Raw genomic sequence first — 24,025 nt, forward strand, 5'->3', positions numbered from 1 at the left:
ACGTTAGCGTAGGCACATGAGCCACCTTCTCCCCGTCGCGGCGGGCTTCGACCTCTCGGCGATCGACACTTCATCGACGCCAGGCTTCACGGGAGAAAAGAAGGATGCTGAGCGTGAGCTTGCGTCCAACGGCGCAGAGCTCGGTGGCCTGCAGGAGCGGCTTTTCGCCGAGAGCCGGGTCGGTGGAACGCGCAGCGTACTTCTCGTGCTGCAGGCTATGGATACCGCAGGCAAGGGCGGCATCGTGAGACATGTCATCGGCGACACCGACCCGCAGGGCATCCAGCTTCACGCGTTCAAGGCGCCGACGGATGAGGAGAAAGCTCACGATTTCCTCTGGCGCATCCGCAACGAACTGCCGGAAGCTGGAAAGATCGGCGTCTTCGACCGGTCGCACTACGAGGACGTGCTGATTCACAGGGTGCACGGGTTCTCGACGCCCGAGGTCATCGAGGAGCGCTACGGCATCATCAACGAGTTCGAGCGGGAGCTGTCGGAATCGGGCACCACCGTCATCAAAGTGATGCTGCACATCAGCTCGAACGAGCAGAAAGTGCGACTGCAGGAACGGCTCGACCGGCCGGACAAACACTGGAAGTACAACCCGGGCGATGTCGATGAGCGCCTGCAGTGGGATGCCTACCAGGAGGCATACCAGATCGCCCTGACCCGGACGTCGACGGTGGATGCCCCGTGGCACGTGATCCCGGCAGACCGCAAGTGGTACGCCCGCTGGGCTGTGCAGCAGCTGCTGCTCGATGCGCTCAGGCGCCTCGACCCGCAGTGGCCCCCCGTGGACTACGACGTGGAGATCGAGAAGGTGCGGCTCGCCGCGACCTGATCGAGCTGCCTGCTAGCGGAAGGCGTCGACGACCGGGCTGAGCTTCAGTTCCGTCTCGGCCAGTTCTCGGTTCGGGTCTGACTCCCCCACGATTCCAGCGCCGGCGTATGCCGTCACGGTGCGCGATCCGGCACGTGGCTCCGACACCTGCGCGCAGCGCAGGGCGATGGCCCACTCCCCGTCACCGTTTCCGTCGACCCAGCCGACAGGGCCTGCATAGCGGCCGCGGTCGAACGGTTCGAGTTCGGCGATCAGCGACAACGCGGCATCCGTCGGATCCCCGGCGACCGCCGCCGTCGGGTGCATGGCTGAGAGCAGGTCGAGCGCGCTCGAACCGTCGGTGAGCGCACCTGTGACGTCGCTCGCGAGATGCCAGATGTTGCGCAGCTGAAGAGGGAAGGGGCGCTGGTTCGCGACCAGGCCGGAGCTGCGCGGCCCGAGAGCGTCGAGCACGCTGCTGAGGGCGAAGGCATGCTCGGCAAGGTCTTTGGGGGAAGCGGCGAGAGCCGCTGCCGCCCTGGCATCGGCGGTCGGGTCGGATCCGCGTGCCGCACTTCCGGCCAGCACCCGTGCGCTCACGATGCCGTTCCTTGCCCTGACGAGGGTTTCGGGGCTCGAGCCGATCATGCCGTCCACTGCGAAGGTGAAGGTGTCGGGGTAGGCGGCGGCGAGGGCACCCAGCGGAAGGCGGAGGTCGGCGTCATCCGGAATCTGCGCGGTCAGGTCGCGGGCGACTACCACCTTGCGGGCCGCCCCGGAGGTGATCGACTGCACTGTAGCGGAGACGGCAGCCACATATCCCTCTGCGGTCATGAGCCCTGCCGAGAAGGTGACCGGGAACGGCTGGCCGAGCGGCACGGCCTCGGGCAGTTCGGCCCCCGCATCGCCGATGCGGGTCATCCAGCTGACATCGCCGTGGCGGCCGATGATCACCGATGGCACGATGAGCACGCTCGTGGAACCGGATCCCGCGGCGAACGTGAAGCTGCCGAACGCGATGAGGCCGGTACCGGCGCAGGCGACGGAATCGGTCACCGTGGCCGCCGCCACGACGGCGCGCCAGGCCTCGGCCGCATCCTGCAGCCGGGAGGCTCCTGAGAATTCGATCCTGAGTGCGACGCCGAGTCCGACGATGCCATCCCTGTTGCGGATGAACGCCAGCGGGTCAAACGCATCGAGAAGCCCGATAAGTGGCGGCGTCGCGGTCAGCGCAGTGGTGGTGGCCGTCAGCGGCGGGAAAGCTCGCAGGCCGGTCACGCTGTCGAGCTTACCCTCGGCTCCGAAGACTTACCGTGGACAACGACCGTAGACTTATCCCGTGAGTAAAGCGGACATGAGCAAGCAGCCAGGCGAGGTCGCGAGCATGTTCGACGACGTCGCCAAGCGCTACGACAGAACGAACAACGTACTTTCTGCCGGCAATGCCATCCTGTGGCGTTCAGCGACAGTGCGAGCAGTGGCTCCCGTCGCAGGCGAGCGCGTGCTCGACATCGCCGCGGGCACGGGAACCAGTTCTGCAGCCCTGCAGCGCAGGGGCGCCAGGGTCGTGGCCGTCGATTTCTCCCCGGGCATGGTCGCCGAGGGTCGTCGCCGCCACGACAAGATCGACTTCATCGTCGCCGACGCCGAAGCCCTGCCCTTCGGTGACGACGAATTCGATGCCGTCACCATCAGCTTCGGCCTGCGCAACATCTCAGACCCCAGGCTCGCACTCAGCGAGATGTACCGGGTGCTGAAGCCGGGCGGTCGGCTCGTCATCTGTGAGTTCTCCCGGCCTCCCGTCGCGATCGTCCGTGAGGGTTACTGGGCCTATCTCAGCCATGTCATGCCCCTCGTCGCACGGGGCACGAGTTCGAACCCTGCCGCGTACTCCTACTTGGCACAGTCGATCAAGGAGTGGCCAGACCAGTTCGCTCTCAGCCAGTGGATCCGTGCAGCGGGCTTCACCAGGGTCGCGTTCCGAAACCTGACCGCCGGCGTCGTCGCCCTCCATCGTGGACGTAAGCCCATGGATGCCACCATCCTGGCTTCGGTCGCGAAACGCAAAGACAACGCAACCCGTCCCATCAAGACGATCAAGCCCGCCGAACCTGAAACGCCGAAGCAATAGCTTCCCCAACCGAGAACCGGTCGAGAACGTGAAACCGAGCCTGCCGCTCGCTCGTCGCAGCAACACCCTGAGCTCATCGCTGGGTCTCGGCGAGAAGCTTTTCGCCTCCAGCGGCGAGAAGAAGTTTGCCGCTGCTATCGAGAAGGGACTCAAAGAGGTCGAAGCCGGCCTGCTCGGCGAGGTGCATTTTGCCGACGAGATCGCGGATGTCACTACTCGGTACCTGCTTGAAGCGGGCGGCAAGAGGGTTCGCCCCGTGCTCACGCTGCTCGCCGCCCAACTCGGCACCGGCAATAATGACAACGTCATCAAGGCGGCGCAGGCGATCGAGATCACCCACCTCGCCTCGCTGTACCACGACGACGTGATGGATGAGGCGCAGATGCGCCGCGGTGTGCCGAGTGCCCAGAACGTCTGGGGTAATTCGGTGGCGATCCTCACGGGTGACCTGCTCTTCGCTCGCGCCAGCAAGCTCGTCGCGACTCTCGGCGAGCGGGCCCTGGTGCTGCAGGCCAACACCTTCGAGCGGCTGTGCCTCGGTCAGCTGCACGAGACGCTCGGCCCGCGGCCGGACGAAGACCCAGTCGAACATTATCTCCAGGTGCTGTCGGACAAGACAGGCTCCCTCATTGCGACGGCCGGTGAGATCGGGGTGCTGTTCTCCGAGGCATCCGAAGACTACATTGTGCCGGTACGCATGTTCGGTGAGAAAGTCGGCGTTGCCTTCCAGCTCATCGACGACATCATCGACATGTCGGCTGAGACGGACGTGACGGGTAAGACTGCTGGTACCGACCTGCGCGCCGGCGTCTCCACCCTCCCGTTGCTGTACCTGCGTGAGCAGGCCAGGACCGACCAGGATGCCGCAGACCTCCTCACGCGCATCGAACGAGACGTCAACGCCGCGCTCTATGGCGAAACCGACGAGGCCGACCTCGCAGCGGCGGTCGCCGAGTTGCGGGCGCATCCGGTGACGGCTCGCACCCTCGATGAGGCCCGGCGCTGGGCGTCCGAAGCCGTCGCCGCGCTGGCTCCCCTGCCCGCAGGGCCGGTGAAGAAGGCCCTCACCAGGTTCGCCGACTCCATCGTCGAGCGCTCGAACTAGTCTTTCGGCGGTTCGACCTACCGCCCCAAGTGAACGGAACACACCCATGACCAAGCTTCGCCTGGCCATCGTCGGCGCCGGCCCCGCCGGAATCTATGCCGCAGACATCCTGCTCAAAGCGGACAAGAATTTTGACGTCTCCATCGACATGTTCGAGCAGTTGCCTGCTCCATACGGACTTGTGCGCTACGGCGTTGCACCTGACCACCCGCGCATCAAGGGGATCGTCACCGCGCTCAGGGATGTGCTCGACTCCGGCCAGATCCGCCTCTTCGGCAACGTCTTTTTCGGACGGGACATCACCCTCGACGACCTGAAGAAGCACTACAACGCCGTCATCTTCTCGACCGGTGCGATCCGGGATGCCTCGCTCGTCATCCCCGGAATCGACCTGCCGGGCAGCTATGGTGCTGCCGATTTCGTCAGCTGGTACGACGGCCATCCCGACTTCCCGCTCGAGTGGCCGCTGGAGGCGGCATCCGTAGCGGTGATCGGCAACGGCAACGTCGCGCTGGATGTGGCGCGCATGCTCGCCAAGCATGCCGACGACCTGCTGCCGACCGAGATCCCGGCGAACGTCTACGAGGCCCTGGCGGCCTCGCCCGTCACCGACGTTCACGTATTCGGTCGCCGGGGCCCTGCCCAGGTGAAGTTCTCGCCGCTGGAGCTCCGTGAGATGGGCGAGCTGAACGATGTCGACATGATCGTCTACGACGAAGACTTTGACTACGACGAAGCCTCGAAGGCGGCGATCGCCAGCAACAAGCAGGTGATGGTGATCGACAGGGTTCTGAGCCAGTGGCGCACACGCGAGACCGGCGCTGCGTCACGCCGGCTGCACCTGCACTTCTACGCCAACCCGGTCGAGTTCACGGGCGAGGCCTTCAGGTATGAGCGCACCCGGCCCGACGGCGAGGGCGGCGTCGTGGGAACCGGTGAGTTCCGTGAGGTTGCGGCACAGGCGCTCTACCGCGCTGTCGGATATTTCGGGTCGCCGCTCGACGGCATCCCTTTCGATGAGAAGCGCGGTGTCATCCCGAACCGTGAAGGCCAGGTACTCGACGACAACGACCAGCAGTTGCACGGCGTCTACGCGACGGGCTGGATCAAGCGTGGGCCGGTCGGCCTCATCGGCCACACCAAGAGTGACGCGATGGAGACGGTCAAGCACGTGATGAACGACCAGGCGAGCTGGTGGTCACCTGAGTCCCCCGAGGAAGGCGCGGTCATCGAGCTGCTCGAGAGCCGCGGTGTCGAGTTCACGAACCTCGACGGTTGGCACAACCTCGACGAGCACGAGCTCGCGCTCGGGGAGCCGCAGGGTCGCACGCGCATCAAGGTCGTCGATCGCGGCGAGATGATCGCCGTTTCCAACAGGCACTAGCGGGCTTGACCGCGAGCAGCTGGCGACTGAGAGCTGTTTTTGGATGCTCCCAGAATCTGGGAGAGTTCTGCCGCAGCAGTCCGCACGTAGTTTCCCAGGACGTCGAGACGATCGCCGATCCTGGATTTTGGGGCGCTGACATTGATCGCAGCTACGATGCGACCGGTGAAATCGGTGACCGGGGCTGAGGCGCCAACGACCCCGAGTTCCAGTTCTTCGTCCAGGGTCGCGAATCCCCGAGCCCGGATGTGTTCCACCTCCACCAGCAGCGAAGCGAAATCGTGGATCCTGGCCTTGTTTTCGGGAGGCTTGTCGAGCACGGCGAACCCGATCGCTGCCATCGTGGGGTTGAGCGGCCCTACGATCGGCTGGTCGTGCCCGTGCTCGGCGTACCATGCGCGGAGAGATTCGCGGTCCCAATCGCTGATGAGCACTCGACCCGAAGGTGTGCGCCACGCGGCGGTCGTGACGCCCTCCCACCCCGTGGAACGAAACTCGTGGGGGCTCAGCGCGCTCAGGACGGTGAGAACGTTGCCTCCGCGCAGTACGCACAGGTGAGTGGTTTCGCGCGTGGAATGAGCGATCCGGTGAATCAAAGGTCGAGCGCGCGATGCCAGGGCCGATTCGGCTGAGCGGGCGGCAAGGGCGAAGACACGGCTTCCCAGGCGGTAATTGAGGGATCGCGGGTCACGATCGACAAGGCCAGCGTCGGCAAGTGTGGCAAGCGATCGTGATACGACAGTCTTGTCGCGACCGGTCAGTTGGGCGACTCTAACCACGCCGAGCCCATCGGATGCTGCTGCCTCAGCTCCACCCAGAACCTCGATGATCTCGATGTCCCGGCTGAGGCCGGATGAGTTTCGCCGGCCCGCGATGACGCGTGGCGGCTCGTCAGGCGTGTTTGTGGGTGGCGGCATCATTCGATAGTGCACGAGACTTGCCATATACGCAACACCTATTGGCGCAATGACATCAAGACCCTATCTTGAGTCCTATCCGGATGTCGGACCCATCTCAACGAAGAGAGGAACGCAGCAGCATGACCGAATTCAGTTTCGACTCCCTCATCGTTTTTCTGAATCGGCGCTGGGATGACATCTTCGCTCTGGTCGCCGAACACATCGCGGTCGTAGCAATTTCCCTCGTCATCGCTCTGGTTGTCGGTGTCGGTATCGGCCTGCTGGTGTGGGATAAGCCCATCAGCCGATCTATCGCCATCACCTCCGCGGGCGTGGCCATAACCATCCCATCCCTTGCTCTTCTCGCGATCCTCAGCCCCGTCCTCGGTCTTGGGTGGGGGCCCACAGTCGTTGCCCTGGTGTTCTACTCCCTGCTCCCGATTGTGCGAAACACCGTTGTCGGGCTCCGTGAGGTGCCCTCGCACATCATTGAGTCCGCGTCGGGAATGGGCATGACGCCAGCGCGCGTACTGCTGCAGACGCAACTTCCGATCGCGTGGCCGATCATCCTGACGGGAGTGCGAGTCGCTGCACAGCTGACGATCGGTATAGCGGCGATCGCGGCCTACGTCGCCGGTCCGGGGCTCGGCTCATACATCTTCAAGGGACTGTCATCCCTGGGGTCCAAGAATGCACTCAACTTCGCGCTCACCGGCACCGTCGCCGTCGTGCTGCTGGCATTGCTCGTCGACGGGTTATTCGTCCTCATTACTCGCTATACGACATCAAGGGGTCTTCGTGCCTGAGCTCACCGGTACCGGATTCATGTCGGGCAACTCCCGAACCAAGGGTGGCGTTGCCATCGAGCTCGACAATGTGTCGAAGGTGTATCCCGGCCAGGAGGTCCCCGCCGTCGATGGCTTCTCGATGAGCATCGAGCCTGGTGAACTGATCATGTTCGTCGGGCCCAGTGGATGCGGCAAGACGACGACCATGAAGATGATCAACCGGATCATCGAGCCGAGCAGTGGCGCGATCCGGATCGACGGCCAGGACGTACTGTCCCTCGATCCGAATACTCTTCGCCGCCACATCGGCTATGTCATCCAGCAGATCGGCCTCTTCCCACACCTCACCATCGCCGAGAACATCGCCACCGTACCGAAGCTGCTCGGATGGTCGAAAAGCAAAATCGCCGAGCGCGTCGACGAACTTCTGAATACCGTGCAACTCGACCCGGGTCAGTTCGCCCGTCGGTACCCCAAGCAATTGTCCGGCGGCCAGCAACAGCGTGCCGGTGTCGCCAGGGCCCTGGCCGCAGATCCGCCGGTGATGCTCATGGATGAACCATTCGGCGCGACTGACCCGATCACCCGGGAACGCCTTCAGGCGGAATTCCTGCGACTGCAGGCATCGATCGGAAAGACGATCATCTTCGTCACGCACGACTTCGACGAGGCGATCAAGCTGGGAGATCGGATTGCCGTACTCAGCGATCGCAGTCGAATCGAGCAGTTCGATACGCCGGCGAACATCCTTGCGAAGCCCGCCAACGACTATGTCGCCTCGTTTATCGGGCATGGTGCGGCTCTCAAGAGGCTCGCCCTGCTCCCCGTCAGTGTGGCGACTCTCGCCCCCGCGGCACAGCCGACAATCGCTCCGAATGACCCTCGAATCCTGAGCACCGAATCCCTCCGTGATGCTCTCGACCTGTTGATGCTCTCCGGTGCCGTGTCGATTGCGGTGGTCGACGCGGTCGGAACGGTGAAGGGAAACCTCGACCACGCTGCAATCTCGGCCGCGCTCACAGTGCGGTCGGCGGATCTTGTGGGGAAGGCCTGACATGGCCGCCATCATCACGACGGAGACGGAGGCCATCGCTGTCCGATCGGTCATCCCCGCGGCGGGAAAGGGGCGTGCCACTCGATTGATCCGGCGTTTCACTGCGCCGATCGTGGTCGTGGTGATCTGTCTCGTGGTGTTCACCTGGATCAGCATCACGCCACTGGATTCGATTGAGCAGCGTACGCTCAACCCCGCGTACATCATCGCGCGGGTACGCGAGCATCTCGTGCTGAGCGTTACCGCGGCTGCGTTGGTGTCGGTACTGGCGATCCCCGCAGGAATCATCGTCTACCGGTCCAGCTCGCGGGTGTTCCACGCGATTATTTTCGGGCTGGCGAACATCGGGCAAGCGACCCCCGCGGTGGGTGTCGTCATCCTTCTCGCCATCGTGTGGCAGACCGGGTTCACGACAGCGCTCGTCGCGCTCGTCGCTTACTCATTCCTCCCTGTTTTGCGCAACACCCTCACCGGGCTGGAGCAGGTAGATGCCAGCGTGCGCGAGTCAGCGCGAGGGATGGGGATGACCCCGAACCAGGTTCTTCGCCGAATAGAGCTTCCCCTGGCATCACCCGTCATCCTCGCGGGTCTGCGCACATCGCTCGTATTCGCCGTGGGGGTGGCGACGATTGCGACGTTCATCAACGCTGGCGGACTCGGCGACATGATCATCAACGGGCTGAAACTGCAACGCTTCCCCGTCCTCCTGGTCGGTGCGGTGCTCGTCGCCTGCATAGCCGTCCTCATCGACTGGGTCGCCTCCCTCGTCGAGGATGCCGTCAAACCGCGGGGCCTCTGACAGGCCTCGACCTCTCTTTTACTTTCACCCTCACCCAGCACCCATCACACGAAGGAATAGCAATGAAAACACGCATCATCGCTGGCGGAGCCGCGGTGCTCCTCAGCATCACAGCCCTCGCCGGTTGCTCAGGATCTGGCGGCGGTAGCGGTAGCGCTGGCGGCAGCCAGAGCGGCGAACTCTCGGGCCTGACCGGTGAGATCGGCTCCAAAGACTTTTCCGAGCAGTATATTCTGGCCTACATCACGGCCGGGGTGCTCAACGCAAACGGTGCTGACGTCAAGGCCAATACGAAGCTCGTCGGCTCAGCAAATGTCCGCCAGGCGTTGGAGAGCAAGGACTTCATCGGCTACTGGGAGTACACGGGCACATCGTGGATCACCTACAACGGCAACACTGCTCCGATAAAGGGTGCAGAGGCACAGTTCGATGCGGTCAAGGAGGCCGACGCTGCCAAGGACGTCAGCTGGCTCGACCCCGCACCGCTGAACAACACCTATGCGTTCGCGATTCGCAGTTCTGAAGCGAAGAAGCTCAAGGTGACATCACTCAGCGATATCGCGAAGCTGCCCGTCGAAGACCAGACATTCTGTATCGAAAGTGAATTCTCGACCCGCGACGATGGATGGCCCGGGCTCAAGAAGGCCTACGGCATTGACGTCCCTGACTCGAACGTCACTCTTCTCGACACTGGTGTGATCTATACGGCGACGCAGAAGGGCGACGACTGCAACTTTGGCGAGGTCTTTCAGACAGATGGTCGAATCAAGGCCCTCGACCTGGTCGTGATGGCTGACGATCTCGAGTTCTTCCCGGTCTACCAGGGCGGTTTCACGATGCAGAGTTCGATCCTCAAGAAGTATCCAGCGATCGCTGATGTCATGGCCGAGGTGTCGCCGAAGCTGACCACAGAGGTTATGCAGAAGCTGAACGCGCAAGTGGATGTCGATGGCGAAGACCCCGAAGATGTTGCACAGCAGTGGCTGAAGGATGAGGGCCTGATCTAATGACAATCGTCCCCGCCGGCGTGGAGGTCCCCCAGATCGGTGAATGTTTCGTGGGCTCCGGAGTGAACGCTGCGCACATCAACACTGTTCTCGGTCACCGCTCCGGGCCGGCGGGGGTCGCATGGGCAACTGCACTTGCGACACCGAGCGAAGGCCACGTACCGTTCGTGGCGGTGCTCCGACCGTCACTGCCCGTCAAACCACTGACATTGTTCGTCACCAAGTCCGCCCCGGCCGACGACAGCCACGGACTCCTCATCTGGGGTCCGGCCCAGGCGGGTGTTGCGGCCGGGGTGGCCGATGCGGTTGCTGCCGGCACGATTCCGGTGGATGACGCAGACACCCATGCGCTCATTGCAGCGGTCTGGGTCAACCCCAAGGCGGACGACGCTGACGAGGTCTATCGCAACAATCGGGAAGCGATCCGCACTGCTATCGCTAATGGCGCCGCCAAAATGCCACATCTTGACGACGTGCTGTCAGCCCGCCATTCACCGAGTAACCCCTTCTACACGCCACCGGCCGACATCGCCGATCCTCGACAGGAGAACTAACAAGCATGGCCACCGCCACCACACCCACGATCGGATTCATCGGCCTGGGCAACATGGGATCAGGGATGACCCGTAACCTCCAGGCCGCGGGGTTCCCACTGGTCGTCACCGATATCCGTCGCGAATCCGCCGCCCAGATCCTGGCAGGTGGCGCGGTGTGGGCCGATACCGCGGCGGACGTCGCCGCATCCAGTGACATGGTCATCACGATGCTACCGACGCCCCGTCATGTCGACGATGTGGTCAATGGGGAGTCGGGCATTCTTGCGGGTATCGCCGACGGCGGAACCTGGATAGATATGTCGACCTCGGTACCCGACGTCGCAGCGAGGGTTCGCGAGCACCACTCCAATCGCGGCCTGCACATTCTCGACGCGCCAGTGAGCGGTATGAGCGTGGGCGCGGCGGCCGGGATGCTCCAGATTTTCGTGGGAGGGGACGCAGATGACGTCGAGCGCGTGCGGCCTGTGCTCGAAGCGATGGGTGACCCCGAGCGCATCCTCCATGTTGGGAGCCACGGAGCCGGTTATGCGGTGAAGCTCATGATCAACCAGCTCTGGTTTTCACACCTCGTCGCCACGGCAGAGGTTCTCGCGGTAGGAGCCAGGGCCGGCGTGGATCTGGCGGTGCTGCGGGACTCTCTCATCGCCAGCCCCGCAAACAGTACCTTCGTCGAGCGAGACGTGCTGTCGATCCTGCAGCACGGAGACTACGACGAAGGGTTTGCTGTGGCACTGGCATGCAAAGACCTGGGTCTCTCGGCTGACCTGGCCGTCTCGGTAGGAGTCGAAGTGCCACTCTCGGGTCTTGTGAAGGACCTGTATCAGCAGGCGAGGGAGCGCTACGGCGAGCAGGCCGGTGAGATGACACCCTTCGCACTCTACGAGGATGCGATCGGCCGACAACTCCGGCTTTGATCATCTGACTTTTATCCCGCAGTCGACCCCACCTCGGAAGCCATCACCATGACGACAACCCCCATCACGCCCGAAATCGAGCGATCATTACTCGCTCGGGTTCCCACCCAAATCCTGCTCGGCAGTGGCTGGGTCGATTCCGCCGATAGTTCCACGTTCGATGTCATCGATCCATCGACCGGCGAGGTGCTCGTCGCTGTAGCTGACGCGCGACCTGCCGACGGCGAACTCGCCCTCGCGACCGCTCATGCCAGCCAGGCGTCATGGGCTGCGACAGCTCCTCGGCACCGGGCGGAGATCCTCCGTCGTGCCTTCGAGCTCGTTACTGCCCGTACCGAGGATTTCGCATTGCTCATGACGCTGGAGATGGGAAAACCCCTCGCGGAGTCTCGAGGAGAGGTTGCCTACGGCGCCGAATTTCTCCGCTGGTTCAGCGAAGAGGCACCCAGGATCTCTGGCCGTTACTCCACCGCACCAGACGGCAAGAACCGCCTGCTCGTGCTGAAGCGTCCCGTCGGCCCGAGTCTTCTGATCACGCCCTGGAATTTCCCATTGGCCATGGCCACTCGTAAAATCGCACCCGCGATCGCGGCCGGGTGCACCATGATCCTCAAGCCGGCTGCCCTCACGCCACTGACCGCCCTTCTCCTCGCCGAGACCCTGCGCGAGGCTGGGCTTCCGGATGGCGTGCTCTGCGTCCTTCCCACAACCAGCGCGGGAGCAGTTACGGGGCCACTCATCACCGACCCCCGATTACGAAAGCTTTCTTTTACGGGTTCGACGGAGGTCGGCCGCCGACTCATCGCCGACTCCGCACACCAGGTGCTCAGGGTGTCGATGGAACTGGGCGGGAACGCACCATTTATCGTCTTCGATGACGCCGACCTCGACAGCGCGGTAGACGGGGCGATAGCCGCGAAGATGCGCAACGGGGGTGAGGCCTGCGTTGCAGCGAATCGCTTCCTGGTGCAGCGTGGAATCTCGAAGGCATTTGTCGACGCGTTCACTGCCCGGATGGCAGCCATCACGGTGGCGCGTGGAACTGAGCCCGAGTCGGCCATGGGCCCGCTCGTCGATGAAGCAACACGCCAGAAAGTCGCAGCGCTCGTCCAGGGTGCCGTGGAGGATGGCGCAGTGCTTTCGCTCGGAGGGCATCCCCTGGCTGGACCGGGATACTTCTACGAACCAACGGTGCTTACTGACGTCCCTGCCAACGCTCGCATCCTCACCGAGGAGATCTTCGGCCCGGTCGCGCCCATCGTCATCTTTGATTCGGAGGATGAGGCGGTGGAACTGGCCAATGCCACAGAGTTCGGACTTGTCGCGTTCATGTTCACCCGCGACCTCAACCGCGGGTTGCGCCTGTCCGAGCGAATCGACTCAGGGATGTTCGGCCTGAACGCTGGAGTTGTATCAAACCCTGCTGCACCTTTCGGCGGTGTCAAACAATCCGGACTGGGGCGCGAAGGTGGCCTCGAGGGCATCGATGAGTATCTTGAAACCCGCTATGTCGGCATCGCTGACCCATTTCGCGACTGATCGGGGCAATATCAGCCTATGAACATCGAAGATTTCAGCAATGACCTGTTCTCCCTCGCGGGCCGCGTCGCAATCGTCACCGGTGGCAATACCGGGCTGGGCCGGGCATTCACGGTTGCGCTGGCTGCTGCGGGTGCCGATATCTTCGTTGCTGCGTTGACGGATGACGACGGCACGACCCGCAGGCTCGTAGAGGAGCGTGGCGGCCGGTATGAATTCATGGGCGCAGATATCGCAGAGCGGGGCATCCCCGGCCGCGTGGTGTCGGAATGCGTCGCTCGGCTCGGTTCGATCGACATCCTGATCAACTCTGCCGGGATCTGCCTTCTTGCCGACGTAGACGACTTCGACCGTGAGCTTTGGGATCCTATGCTCGCCGTCAACCTGACGGCCGCTTTCGAACTGGCCCACGAGGCGGGGAAGCGTATGGCGCGCAATGGCGGAGGCAAGATCATCAATATCGCTTCGCTTTTCTCGTTCCTTGGCGGTCGGTCATCCCCTGCGTACGCGGCAACGAAGGCGGGCATCGTCGGGTTCACCAAGGCTTACTGTGATGAGCTGGCCGGCCGCGGCATCCAGGTCAACGCCATCGCGCCGGGATATTTCGCCACCGCTATCACCGAGGCGACGCGTTCCGACGACGATGCGTCGCGACGTGTTATCGAACACATTCCCGCAGGCCGTTGGGGCGATCCGGCTGATCTGATGGGCGCGGTTGTATTCCTGGCCAGTAGAGCGTCCGACTACGTCAATGGCCACGTCCTCGTCGTCGACGGGGGCTACCTTGTGCGCTGAACTATCCCGGGATAGCTCGGCATCTCACTGACTGACGAACCACCCCTCCCCGAAAGAGAAGGCACATCATGGCAGAATCACGCTCCACGCTCAACCGGGACGAGGTCGTCGCCGGTGTAATGGCGCTGCTTGGCGCCGCAGGAATCGACACCGACCTCCAGAACCTTCGCGAGGCCAGCGTCGACCGTTTTCGCAAGTACACCGCGGTGCACGACATCTTCGACGGCCCGATCCCCGCGGTCATTGCATACCCGGAAAATACTGAACAGGTTGCCGCCGTGCTCCGTTTCGCTGACGACAATCTCATCAACGTCGTTCCTCGCACGGGTCGCACTGCGACCGAGGGTGGGCTGGAGACGATTGTCGACGACACGATCGTGCTCGACGGTTCGAGGATGAACGCGATCCTGCATATCGATCCGGTTGACATGATGGCCACGGTGCAGTGCGGGGTACCGCTCCAGATGCTTGAGGACCGGCTGCGCGAACAGGGCCTCACCACGGGCCACTCGCCCCAGTCCAAACCGATCGCACAGTACGGCGGGCTTGTCGCGACCCGGTCGATCGGCCAGTTCTCGACGCTCTACGGTGGCATCGAGGATATGGTCATCGGTCTCGAGGCGGTTTTCCCGGGAGGGCACATCGCGCGAATCAAGAATGTTCCCCGGCGGGCTGCTGGCCCCGACATCCGTCATATCGTCATCGGCAACGAAGGCGCTCTCTGCTTCGTTACCGAGGTGACCGTCAAGGTCTTCCGGTATCAGCCAGAGAATAATCGATTCTTCGGATTCCTCGTCGACGACTTCGCGGACGGGGTAGACGCCTTGCGCCAGCTCGTGACCGATGGTTATCGACCGAGCGTATGTCGCGCATACTCCCCCGAAGATGCTCACCAGCACTTTGCTCACTTTGCGAATGGCAAAAGTGTCGTCATCCTTGTCGCGGAAGGGCCGAAGGGCATCGCGGATGCAACGGCAGACGCGATCGAGGAGCTGTTTGCCACGCGACCGCATGAGCGTGTAGACAACGCGCTCATCGAGAGTTGGTTCGACAACCTCAACTGGGGCCAGGACAAGATCGACGCCGAGAAGCTGACCATGTTGAACGATCATCACCTCGGATACACAACAGAGGTGTCTGTGGACTGGTCGAGGGTGCGAGAGCTTTACGATGCGATCATGTCGAGAATCCGAGGCGAATTCCCTCGCGCCGGAGACCTCACCATGCTGGGTGCGCACTCCTCGCACAGCTATCAGACGGGGACGAATCTCTACTTCGTCTATGACTACGCCATCTCCTGTGAACCGCGAGAGGAGATCGATGAATATCACATACCGCTCAATGCGATCATCGTCGAGGAGTCACTGCGCCTCGGCGGATCGATGGTGCACCATCACGGCATCGGTAAATATCGCACGAAATGGACAGCTCAGGAGCATGGCAGCGCCTACTCCATGGTCGAGACTCTGAAGCGGGCGTTCGATCCGAAGAGCATCATGAACGCTGGCACGATCATTCCGCTCAAACTATGACCGTTCCGGCCAGCGAGCGATTCGTCCTCGCGATAGATAATGGCTCGCAGAGCACGAAAGTCATGATTGTGGATGAGTGGGGCAATGTCCACGCTTCGGCTCAGCAGCGCCTTCGCCCGTACGACACTCACGTCAGGGGGCAGGTCGTGCATCCCGATGACGACCTCTGGGAGTCGATTGCAGCGACGTGCCGTGCTGCACTCGCGGCCTTCGAGGGCGATGCGTCCAAGATCGCCGGAGTCGGACTGTGCACGATCAGGTTCTGTCGTGCCCTTCTCGACACCGACGGGCGACTCGTCGAGCCCGTGATGAGTTGGATGGATGCCCGGGTTTCCTCGGCTCATGTTCCCGGCAACGAACGGGTCGCCCGCATAACGACATCGTCGGGATACATCACCGGTCGTCTCACCGGTGCATTTCGCGACACTGTTGCCAATTATCAGGGCGTCTGGCCCATCGACGTCGTCCGGCGAGCGTGGTCGCTCGATGATGCTGATTACACGAGCACCGGGATTCGGAAGGACCAGCTCGCCGAACTCGTCGAGCCCGGTGAGCTGTTGGGGGCCGTGACCGAGGAAGCGGCAACGGCGACCGGGCTGCCAGCAGGATTGCCTGTGTATGCCACTGCCAACGACAAAGCCGTCGAAGCGCTGGGGAGCGGGCTGGTCTCGGAGCACGAGGCGCTACTGTCCCTTGGTACCTATATCGCTGCGATGACTCCGAGCCGTGCGCCGGTGTCGACCTCAAGCTCATACTGGGTCAATTTTGACTCCATAGCCGGCGGTTACCTGAACGAGAGCGGCGGCATTCGGCGCGGAATGTGGACGATCAGCTGGTATCGCGACCTACTGAATTCCGAAGGTGCCCCATCTGTCGACGAGGGATCACTCGAGTCGGGCGCATGCGGCGTGCCCATCGGCAGCGGTGGACTCTTCGCGATTCTCGACTGGCTTGCACCGGGAGATCACCCAGAACGACGTGGGGCGTTCCTTGGTTTCGATGGCAGTCAGGGTCGTTTCCACCTCTACCGGTCGATACTCGAAGCCATCGCCTACACGATGCGGGTGCACCTGGAGGCAATGGAGACGGCGCTGGGGCGTCGTTTCACGGAAGTCATCGTCTCGGGAGGTGGCTCCCGGTCAACACTCATGCTGCATATCCTGGCCAACGTGCTGGACCGTCCCGTCCGGCGGACCGCGGTCACCGATGCTGCTGGGCTTGGCGCGGCTATTTGCGCGCTCATCGGCGCCGGCATCTATGCCGACTGGGATACCGCGGTTAGTGCAACTGTGCGCCTGGCAGACCGAGTCGAGCCTGACCCCGAATCGGTTGCCGCCTACGCTCCGTTCGCGCGCAAGCACGCTGGACTTGCCGATTTCACCGATCCACTTTTTGCATGGCTGGAGGGCGGGCCCCAGCAGGCTACTGGACCGCTGCAGTAAGCCTCGCGATGTTGTCGAGTGCGCTCACGACGAATCCACGTTTCCGCCACTCCTCGAGAGTGAGCTCGCGACTGTTGGCCCGGTACACCTCTTCGACGTCACGGAGCGAATCGATGAAGGCCTTGCCGCGCACCATCACCGAAACCTCGAGGTCGAGGGTGAACGACCGCATATCCATGTTGCTCGAACCGATGACGGCCACGTCGTCGTCGATCGTCATGTGCTTCGCATGCAGGATCGTCGGCGCCTTATAGAGGTAGATGATCACGCCGGCGTCCAACAGCACCTCGTAATAGCTGCGCTGCGCGTGGTACGCGAAGAACTGGTCGCCGATCTCCGAGACGAACAGTTCTACCTTGATCCCGCTCTGGGCGGCTGTGGTGATCGCATAGAGCATCGAGTCGTCGGGAACGAAGTAGGGGGTGACCAGGATGACCTTCTCCTGGGCGGCGTAGACCAGCGAGTTGAACATCCTGAGGTTGTTCTCGCCGGGGAAGCCGGGGCCGCTCGGAACGACCTGGCAGTCGAGGTCCCCGGTGCCGATCGTGCTGAAGTTTGTGGCGGATCCGCGGGGGAGCAACTCGTTGGTCTCGGAATACCAATCGGTGATGAACAGGGCGTCAAGGCCTGCGACCACCGGGCCTTCGAAGCGCACCATGAAGTCTTTCCAGTGCAGCCCGCGGCGGCGATTCTTCCAGCGCTGGTAACCGGTATCCACGACGTTCTGTGATCCCGTGAAGGCGATGGTGTCGTCGATGATCATGATCTTGCGGTGGTTGCGCAGGTCGGGTCGGCCGATTTTGCCCCGCAGGGGCTGGAATGGCAGCATCAGGTGCCATTCGACGCCCATTTTTTTCAACCGCCGCTTAGTGCGACCGTACCCCGGATACTGAAAGTTGCCGAGGTGATCAAGCAGTACCCTGACAACGACGCCGCGCTTGTGTGCGGCCTCCAGGGCATCGAAGAACGGCGCGGTGGTGGAGTCGAGCAGCAGGATGTAGAACTCGACATGCAGGCTCTTCTTCGCCCCCCTGATCGCCTCGGTCATGGCGTCGAGGGTCTCCTGGTTGTTGGAGAACAACGTCGCCTTGTTGCCACCGACGAGCGGCATCGCGCCCAGGGTGCGATTGAGCTCGACGATCGGCTCCAGCCACACCGGCCAGGGTTGATCACGCTGAACGAGGTCGAATCCTTCTGTCGTCTCGAGAATGTAGCCGTTGATCTGTGCCTGCTTGCGACGCCTGCCTCGAGGAAGCCTCGCGCTCCCCACGATCAGGAACAGGATGACGCCCACATACGGCACGAAGAATATGGCCAGCAGCCAGGCCATGGCGGTCTGTGGCCGACGGTTGCGGGGCACGACGACCAGGGCGACGATCCTGATGACGAAGTCGATGACGAGCAACACCCCGGCAACCGAGATGTTGGATATAACGAAAGAGGTGACGTCATCCATCGATCGAATTCTAGCGACGAGCGGGGGAGTCGCCGTGGTGCGGCGTGAGGGAGAGCCGGTCTGACTCAGCGCCCCAGTCGCGAGAACACTTCGGTGGCGACAACGGTGAGAGCGGATTCGAATGCAGCAAGCTCGTCGACCGAGAGCATCAGGGCCGAACCCGCGACCATGCTCGTGAAATCGGTGTGCATTTCTGTCATCATCGCGTGACCAGCGGGCGTCAGCTCTAGAAACAGGCTCCGGCGGTCTTCCGGGTGGGCAATTCGTTCGAGAAGTCCCAATTCGACGATGCGGTGCGAGATGGCGGTGACGCCGCCCGTCGTCATCTCCATGTGGGCCGCGAGCTCTTTCGGGCGCACGCTTCCCTGCTCCCCGATCCAGAACAGCGCGCGGAGCTCACTCGGTGACAATCCATGGCGGATGGCGATCGCTTCCCGATTCCGTTCCAAGGCCCTGACGAACCGTATGGCTGCCGCGGGAAACCTATCGAGCGCATGGGTGCGCGGCGATTCCCTTTCCATACTCACGCCTCTCGTGACACCGTTGCGTCTTCCCCAGAAGAATAATATTAAAGTCTCGGCGTTTTAGATCACTCAGTATGTTACTTACTCAGTGGGGCAATAGGATGAAAAAGAATCGTGTGGTGGTACTCCTGCCGCACACATCATCCACATATCTGGAGGAACCTCGTGATACCTGATGCCCTAACCCAGGGTCAGTTTGACACTGTCTACAACTTCCTGTCCCTCGTCATCGCCGCTCAACTCTTCACGGCGCTCTTCCTGACCTTCGGGCTCAGTCGGATCCTGCCGCGATACCGTTTGGCGATCACCGTTGCGATCGTGGTGTGTGGCATCGCCGCCTATCACTACTTCCGTATCTTCGACTCGTTCAAGGCGGCCTTCGTCTCCGATTCGGTCGGCGGTGTCGACGGCTACACGGCGGCGGTAGGCGAATCGTTCAACGAGGGCTACCGCTACGTCGACTGGCTGCTCACCGTTCCACTGCTGCTTCTTGAGCTCATTGCGATTCTCGCCCTGGCGCGGAAGGTACAGAGCGGCCTGATCGTCAGGCTCATGGTCGCCGCAGGCCTGATGATCATCCTCGGGTACCCCGGTGAGATCAGTGGAGACAACGGAGTGCGCGGCCTCTTCGGACTGCTGTCCACCATCCCGTTCGCCTACATCCTGTTCGTGCTGTTCCGCCAGCTCAGCAAGTCGCTGGCAACCCAGCCTGTCTCGGTTCGGGGAACACTCAGCCGGCTGCGCTGGCTGCTGCTTCTCAGCTGGGGCGTCTACCCGATCGCCTACCTCCTTCCCCTGCTCAACATCGCGGGGTCGGATGCGTGGGTAGCCAAGCAGGTCGGTTACTCGGTGGCAGACATTGTGGCCAAGGCCATTTACGCCCTGATCATCTTCTACGTCGCTCGCATGAAGTCGTATGACGACGATCCTGAGTTCGCTCGGGTCGAGCTGTCGACAGAAGACGCACCTCCCATCCTCGCAAGGTAAGTAGCGTCCTCGTCATCGCGTGTTTCCGGTGCGCGCGATGACGAGACGCTAGCGTGTCCACTCGGTGAGGGGCAGGTCGGACGTCTGAACGGAACCGGCCGGCCCCCACCTCACACTGAGAAATTCGGTGGAGTCGTCCACGGTTCGGCTCATCCCCAGGCGTAGTCCGATGATGTCGAAGACTGCTTCGCTCGTGCAGGCCCCACCAGCGCTCACCTGCCCTTCAAAGCCCGCAACACAGATGTTGCCTCCGGTGGTGGTAAAGGCGAAGACATCCCAGCCGCTTCCGCTGGTGAGCCACCGGATCTTATCGGCTCGGGCATCACGCATACCTCCGCCCGGCCAAGCCGGAGCATCAGACTGCGGCCGGTCGAACACGGTGAGTGACGAGACTGGCGCAAACGCTGCCGCGCTGGCTAAGCCCAGCGCAACGGCTGTCGCTGCGGCGACAAGCAGTCTCCCCCGCCGCGTCGCCACGGTGGGAATGCGCGGAGTGTGCCACTGGATCTCGGGCCGCGGCCTGCGGGCCTCGGCCAGGGCAGCGAGTTGTGCCTGGGCTGCGGCGGGATCGACCCCGTCCACCGGCCTGGAGTACGCCAGTCGAGCCAGTGCGCGCTCGTCCGATGCGGCATCGAACGAGTCGCCGGACATTGCCTTACCGGAAGTTCACGAACTGCAGGTCGACGTCGAGCTCTTTGCCTTTGAGTAGCGCCATGGTGGCCTGCAGGTCGTCTCGGCTTTTCGACTGCACGCGCAACTCGTCGCCCTGGATCTGCGACTTCACACCCTTGGGCCCCTCGTCGCGGATGATCTTCGAGACCTTCTTCGCATCCTCAGACGAGATGCCGTTCTTGAGGCCGATTTCGATGCGGTACTCCTTGCCGCTCGCGAACGGCTCACCGGCATCCAGCGACCGCAGCGAGATGCCACGCTTGATGAACTTGGCTTCGAGCACCTCGAGCACGGCTTTCACTCGCTCTTCGGCGCTCGCTTTCAGCAGCAGCTTCTCGCCGCTCCATTCGATGGATGCGCCGACGCCCTTGAAGTCGTAGCGCGTCGCGATCTCCTTCTGCGCTTGGTTGACGGCGTTGTCCGCCTCCATCTGGTCGACCTTGCTGACGATGTCGAATGTGGAATCTGCCATGTACCCATGCTAGAACCTCCCTGTGGGTAAACGTTGGCGGTCGATGCTCGGCGCCCTGATTGTCGTCTTTGCCCTGATCGCCGTGACCGCCGTCTCCCTGCCGCCAACGCCGCTCGCTGGGCGCTCCGCTGGGCCCGACTCGAGCGCGGGTTCGTCACCCGAGTTCGCGACCCAGGCCGCTGCCCCGGTCCTCGCCCGGCAGCCGACCGGACCGGGCTACGTCGACATGATCGACTCGACGTGGGCGTCGGAGACAGCTCGCCGCACGGGCATCCCGAGGCTCCCACTGCTCGCTTATGCCGGCGCCGTGGTGAGAAGCCGGGAGGTGTATCCGGACTGCGGAATCGGATGGAACACCCTGGCGGGCATCGGACTGGTGGAAAGTGATCACGGTCGTCACGACGGTTCCGTGGTGGGTGACGATTTTCGGGTACGCCCTGAGATCTTCGGCGTGGTGCTCGACGGTGGGGAGACAGAGAACATCGCGGATTCCGATGGCGGCGCGATCGACGGGATCACTGACTTCGATCGCGCGGTCGGGCCGATGCAGCTCATCCCGCAAACCTGGAAGAGTTGGCCGTCGGACGGTAACGGTGACGGGATTCCGGACCCGCAGAACATCGCGGATTCCGCTATCGCTGCAGCGAACCACATGTGCCGGGCGGCGGGGGAGATGGAGACGCCCGACGGTTGGCGAACCGGAGTGGCGGCGTACAACAGCGCAACCACCTACGGGCAGGCGGTCGCGACAGTTGCCCAGCGCTACGCGGACGCGGGCTAGAGCTTCGGTCGCGCCGTGCTCGAGCGCACAATTAGCTCGAACGGCAGCGGGGTGTTGCTCGAGGCGAGTGCCGTGTGGTCCGGATGTAACTGGTCCATGAGGATGTCGACCGCCATGCGGCCCTGCAGTGCAGGAAACTGGGCAATGGAGGTCAGGCCGAAGAATGCGGCAAGCTCGTGATCGTCGACCCCGGTGATGGAGACATCGTCTGGAACCGAGAGGCCGAGATCCCTGGCGGCGAGGATCGCGCCGATGGCCATTTCGTCTGAGGCGGCGAAGATTGCTGTTGGCCGGGTGCGCGGATTGCCCAGTAATTGCTTTGCGGCGGCGTATCCACCGGGGATCGTGAAGTCGGCGGCGCGGAAGAGCTCGGGGTCGGCATCGATTCCCGCGGTGGCAAGCGCTGCGGTGAAACCCGCACGGCGTTGTGACGGCACGTGGAAGTCCATGTCGTATTCCCGGTTGCCGCCGATGAACGCGATGGTGCGGTGGCCGAGCGCAAGCAGGTGGTCCGTGGCCAGCCGCGCGACGGCCGCGTCGTCGATGCTGAGGGTGCGAACCCCCGCGATCGAGCCACCGACGCCCACGATCGGCTTGTGCATGTCCATGAGGCGATCGACTTCGTCGCCGGTGAGCTCCAGGGAGATGGCGATGACGGCATCCACTCTCTTGCGAAGCAGGAAATGCTCGAACACGCTCCTGCGCTGATCGTCGCCGCCGCTGAGGTTATAGAGGGTGAGGTCGTAGCCGTGGCCGAGCAGCGCCTGCTCGGCGCCTTCGAGCACGGCGCCGAAATACCAGCGGTTGATGAATGGGATGACCACGCCGATGTTCCGCGTGCGCCCGGTCGCGAGGCTCGATGCGTTTGACGACACCACGTATCCGAGTTCGAGTGCGGCAGCGCGAACGCGATGACGGGTCGGTTCGGAGACGTGCCCGTTGCCACTGAGGGCGCGTGACACCGTCGCCGTGGAGACCCCGGCGAGTTTAGCTACTTGGTCGATTCCCGGCATTGGGTGACAGCTCCTCAGTTGCGTGCCGATCTTACCTTTGTCGGCATGGTCACACAGTGCGCTAGGAGCTTGTATCCTTATCCAGCACGTCCTGCTGGTGTTTACACCGGAAGCGGGTGCCTCGGCATGTTACCCAAGTGGCCAAAGGGATCTGACTGTAAATCAGACTGCTTCGCATTCGGGGGTTCGAATCCCTCACATGCCACCGAGAACTTTCCCGCAACTCCGGCGGCGACGAAGACTACGGGTCCTACGCGGCATAGCTGGTCCGGAGCCCCCGCGAAAACCCCATAGTTGTTTCTGCGCGTATGAAATCCATGCGATCTGAAACGTCGTCGAGGTCGTCTTCGAAGACGTCGGCGAATGTGTCGAGCGTGATCGCGGGTAATGCGTAAGCACGCATTCACCCGGATGTTCGGCACCTCGCTTCTCGGCACATTGCTGTTCGGCATCGGACTGTTCGGCACCTCGCTTCGAGAAGCCGGCTCGATGGGATCGATCGGTAACGTCGCGTCCGCCTATGACGACGCGTTCGTGGAATCGTTCTTCGGATCGCTGCAGATCGAGCTCGTCGTCAGCCGAGCCTGGCCGACCGGGGCTGTCCCGAACGACGGGGCTGTCCCGAACGACGAGGGCGGAGTCGGCCAAGCGGATGTTCGAGGGGGCTTGGCGCTCTAGAACCCTCGCCGCCGCCACGCAGCGTGATCGACGCGGGGCAACCGTTCGTGAAACCCGGGATACGTCAGATTCGGACGGTCCGCAAGATTCCAGGCTGTGGGCGCCTATGTTCGGCGTCAACTCGAGATCGAGTCGGATACGACAGTGCAGTTCTTATGCAGGATTCGGGGCATTCTCGAGCTCGTCAGAACCCGGCATGCTGGATGGGTCAGGGTGACGCGGGGCTCCTCGGCTGCGAGATTGCGACTCCGTAGCGACACGCCCGGGATGTGCGCTGGTTTGCTGGGCAGCATGACAAGCACGTAGTGTCCTCTCTTGTCACCCCAAAGGTGCGGATAACCAAGTCAGCTTCGCTGCTGGGTTTCCGGCCTCAAGTGGGGGCCACCATTCCCCAAAACCTCCGGGTGCTGGATCGGTCAGGTCGCAATTCTGCTCTTGCAGGATCGGCGCTCAGATCTTAGGATGGGAACCCGCTATAAGCGCGAGTTAGCCAGTCGTTCGTATGCCGTTCAGGCGCATGACAACTGATTTGACAGTCGCGCTGAAGCTGGTAAGTTATACAGGTTGCTTTCCGCTGGTTGCGGGGGTGATTGTGATGGTTGTGTGGCCCTGGGTGATGCCGGTTTCGGTGGAGGTCAGGAGCGTCCGATCCTTGAGAACTCAACAGCGTGCACAA

At 62.7% G+C, this 24,025-nt stretch carries 24 protein-coding genes and 1 tRNA gene; 18 read left to right on the top strand and 7 right to left on the bottom strand.

The features are described 5' to 3' along the window. Positions 1-16 precede the first annotated feature (16 nt). Complete coding sequence (locus tag IEW81_RS13155) at positions 17-841, top strand: PPK2 family polyphosphate kinase (RefSeq protein ID WP_097061739.1); 825 nt, start codon at positions 17-19, stop codon at positions 839-841. A 12-nt stretch (positions 842-853) separates the two neighbouring features. Here IEW81_RS13155 and IEW81_RS13160 read toward each other — a convergent pair whose 3' ends face one another. After that, a complete protein-coding gene (locus IEW81_RS13160; protein ID WP_229671403.1) occupies positions 854-2,098 on the bottom strand; it encodes an isochorismate synthase in 1,245 nt (414 codons plus the stop codon). 76 nt (positions 2,099-2,174) lie between these two features. Here IEW81_RS13160 and ubiE point away from each other — a divergent pair, with 76 nt between their 5' ends. From ubiE to IEW81_RS13175, 3 genes are read left to right on the top strand one after another with little or no spacing between them, the layout of a single operon-like run. Further along, complete coding sequence (ubiE, locus tag IEW81_RS13165; RefSeq protein ID WP_097061740.1) at positions 2,175-2,951, top strand: bifunctional demethylmenaquinone methyltransferase/2-methoxy-6-polyprenyl-1,4-benzoquinol methylase UbiE; 777 nt, start codon at positions 2,175-2,177, stop codon at positions 2,949-2,951. A 28-nt stretch (positions 2,952-2,979) separates the two neighbouring features. Further along, positions 2,980-4,056: a polyprenyl synthetase family protein gene (locus tag IEW81_RS13170; RefSeq protein WP_097061741.1), complete on the top strand. Its 1,077-nt coding sequence runs from the start codon at positions 2,980-2,982 to the stop codon at positions 4,054-4,056. Between the two features lie 46 nt (positions 4,057-4,102). Beyond that, positions 4,103-5,440 carry an FAD-dependent oxidoreductase gene (locus IEW81_RS13175; protein WP_097061742.1) on the top strand — a complete coding sequence of 446 codons (1,338 nt, stop codon included), beginning with the start codon at positions 4,103-4,105 and terminating at the stop codon, positions 5,438-5,440. Here IEW81_RS13175 and IEW81_RS13180 read toward each other — a convergent pair. Further along, positions 5,437-6,357: an IclR family transcriptional regulator gene (locus IEW81_RS13180; protein WP_097061743.1), complete on the bottom strand. Its 921-nt coding sequence runs from the start codon at positions 6,355-6,357 to the stop codon at positions 5,437-5,439. The genes IEW81_RS13175 and IEW81_RS13180 overlap by 4 nt on opposite strands. A 122-nt stretch (positions 6,358-6,479) precedes the next feature. Here IEW81_RS13180 and IEW81_RS13185 point away from each other — a divergent pair, with 122 nt between their 5' ends. The 10 genes from IEW81_RS13185 to IEW81_RS13230 all read left to right on the top strand — a co-directional run bounded on the left by IEW81_RS13185 (position 6,480) and on the right by IEW81_RS13230 (position 16,766). Beyond that, positions 6,480-7,145, top strand: coding sequence for an ABC transporter permease (locus IEW81_RS13185; RefSeq protein ID WP_097061744.1), 666 nt, complete (start codon positions 6,480-6,482; stop codon positions 7,143-7,145). Positions 7,146-7,164: 19 nt separating this feature from the next. Continuing rightward, the gene (locus IEW81_RS13190) at positions 7,165-8,181 is read left to right on the top strand and encodes an ABC transporter ATP-binding protein (protein WP_097061793.1); all 1,017 of its coding nucleotides are present in this window, start codon (positions 7,165-7,167) and stop codon (positions 8,179-8,181) included. A 1-nt stretch (position 8,182) separates the two neighbouring features. Continuing rightward, complete coding sequence (locus IEW81_RS13195) at positions 8,183-8,980, top strand: ABC transporter permease (RefSeq protein ID WP_097061745.1); 798 nt, start codon at positions 8,183-8,185, stop codon at positions 8,978-8,980. A gap of 62 nt (positions 8,981-9,042) precedes the next feature. Next, complete coding sequence (locus IEW81_RS13200) at positions 9,043-9,987, top strand: glycine betaine ABC transporter substrate-binding protein (protein WP_097061746.1); 945 nt, start codon at positions 9,043-9,045, stop codon at positions 9,985-9,987. Next, positions 9,987-10,541: a formaldehyde-activating enzyme gene (fae, locus tag IEW81_RS13205; protein WP_097061747.1), complete on the top strand. Its 555-nt coding sequence runs from the start codon at positions 9,987-9,989 to the stop codon at positions 10,539-10,541. The genes IEW81_RS13200 and fae overlap by 1 nt, the downstream gene beginning before the upstream one ends. 5 nt (positions 10,542-10,546) lie before the next feature. Continuing rightward, on the top strand, positions 10,547-11,458 hold the full coding sequence (locus tag IEW81_RS13210; protein WP_097061748.1) for an NAD(P)-dependent oxidoreductase: 912 nt from the start codon (positions 10,547-10,549) through the stop codon (positions 11,456-11,458). Positions 11,459-11,506: 48 nt separating this feature from the next. Further along, entirely contained in the window at positions 11,507-12,997 is a 1,491-nt protein-coding gene (locus IEW81_RS13215; RefSeq protein WP_179691912.1) for an NAD-dependent succinate-semialdehyde dehydrogenase, read from the top strand. Positions 12,998-13,015: 18 nt separating this feature from the next. Then, positions 13,016-13,792 (top strand): SDR family oxidoreductase, encoded by a 777-nt coding sequence (locus tag IEW81_RS13220; RefSeq protein WP_097061750.1) that lies wholly within the window; start codon positions 13,016-13,018, stop codon positions 13,790-13,792. 68 nt (positions 13,793-13,860) lie between these two features. Further along, the gene (locus tag IEW81_RS13225) at positions 13,861-15,324 is read left to right on the top strand and encodes an FAD-binding oxidoreductase (RefSeq protein ID WP_097061751.1); all 1,464 of its coding nucleotides are present in this window, start codon (positions 13,861-13,863) and stop codon (positions 15,322-15,324) included. After that, positions 15,321-16,766 carry an FGGY-family carbohydrate kinase gene (locus IEW81_RS13230; RefSeq protein ID WP_179691913.1) on the top strand — a complete coding sequence of 482 codons (1,446 nt, stop codon included), beginning with the start codon at positions 15,321-15,323 and terminating at the stop codon, positions 16,764-16,766. The genes IEW81_RS13225 and IEW81_RS13230 overlap by 4 nt, the downstream gene beginning before the upstream one ends. Here the strand turns inward: IEW81_RS13230 and cls are convergent. Together cls and IEW81_RS13240 are read right to left on the bottom strand one after the other, a co-directional pair. Then, on the bottom strand, positions 16,747-18,222 hold the full coding sequence (cls, locus tag IEW81_RS13235; RefSeq protein ID WP_097061752.1) for a cardiolipin synthase: 1,476 nt from the start codon (positions 18,220-18,222) through the stop codon (positions 16,747-16,749). The two genes, IEW81_RS13230 and cls, sit on opposite strands and share 20 nt — an antisense overlap. A 65-nt stretch (positions 18,223-18,287) precedes the next feature. Beyond that, positions 18,288-18,671, bottom strand: coding sequence for a MarR family winged helix-turn-helix transcriptional regulator (locus IEW81_RS13240; protein WP_179691914.1), 384 nt, complete (start codon positions 18,669-18,671; stop codon positions 18,288-18,290). A 240-nt stretch (positions 18,672-18,911) separates the two neighbouring features. Here IEW81_RS13240 and IEW81_RS13245 point away from each other — a divergent pair, with 240 nt between their 5' ends. Next, entirely contained in the window at positions 18,912-19,733 is an 822-nt protein-coding gene (locus IEW81_RS13245) for a bacteriorhodopsin (protein WP_097061754.1), read from the top strand. 48 nt (positions 19,734-19,781) lie between these two features. Here the strand turns inward: IEW81_RS13245 and IEW81_RS13250 are convergent, their stop codons facing one another. Together IEW81_RS13250 and IEW81_RS13255 are read right to left on the bottom strand one after the other, a co-directional pair. Further along, complete coding sequence (locus IEW81_RS13250) at positions 19,782-20,384, bottom strand: hypothetical protein (protein ID WP_097061755.1); 603 nt, start codon at positions 20,382-20,384, stop codon at positions 19,782-19,784. Positions 20,385-20,388: 4 nt separating this feature from the next. Continuing rightward, positions 20,389-20,877, bottom strand: coding sequence for a YajQ family cyclic di-GMP-binding protein (locus IEW81_RS13255; protein WP_097061756.1), 489 nt, complete (start codon positions 20,875-20,877; stop codon positions 20,389-20,391). Between the two features lie 22 nt (positions 20,878-20,899). Here IEW81_RS13255 and IEW81_RS13260 point away from each other — a divergent pair, with 22 nt between their 5' ends. After that, a complete protein-coding gene (locus IEW81_RS13260; protein WP_143544734.1) occupies positions 20,900-21,658 on the top strand; it encodes a lysozyme family protein in 759 nt (252 codons plus the stop codon). On the opposite strand, the gene IEW81_RS13265 is transcribed toward IEW81_RS13260, so the two are convergent. Further along, entirely contained in the window at positions 21,655-22,671 is a 1,017-nt protein-coding gene (locus IEW81_RS13265) for a LacI family DNA-binding transcriptional regulator (RefSeq protein ID WP_097061758.1), read from the bottom strand. The genes IEW81_RS13260 and IEW81_RS13265 overlap by 4 nt on opposite strands. A gap of 123 nt (positions 22,672-22,794) precedes the next feature. On the opposite strand from IEW81_RS13265, the gene IEW81_RS13270 reads away from it, so the two are divergent. Both IEW81_RS13270 and IEW81_RS13275 read left to right on the top strand, forming a co-directional pair. Continuing rightward, positions 22,795-22,876 (top strand) — tRNA-Tyr (locus IEW81_RS13270). 182 nt (positions 22,877-23,058) lie between these two features. Continuing rightward, complete coding sequence (locus tag IEW81_RS13275; RefSeq protein ID WP_143544735.1) at positions 23,059-23,349, top strand: hypothetical protein; 291 nt, start codon at positions 23,059-23,061, stop codon at positions 23,347-23,349. Positions 23,350-24,025: the final 676 nt, after the last annotated feature.

It is taken from the genome of Salinibacterium xinjiangense, assembly GCF_014645015.1.
Lineage (GTDB): Bacteria > Actinomycetota > Actinomycetes > Actinomycetales > Microbacteriaceae > Rhodoglobus > Rhodoglobus xinjiangensis.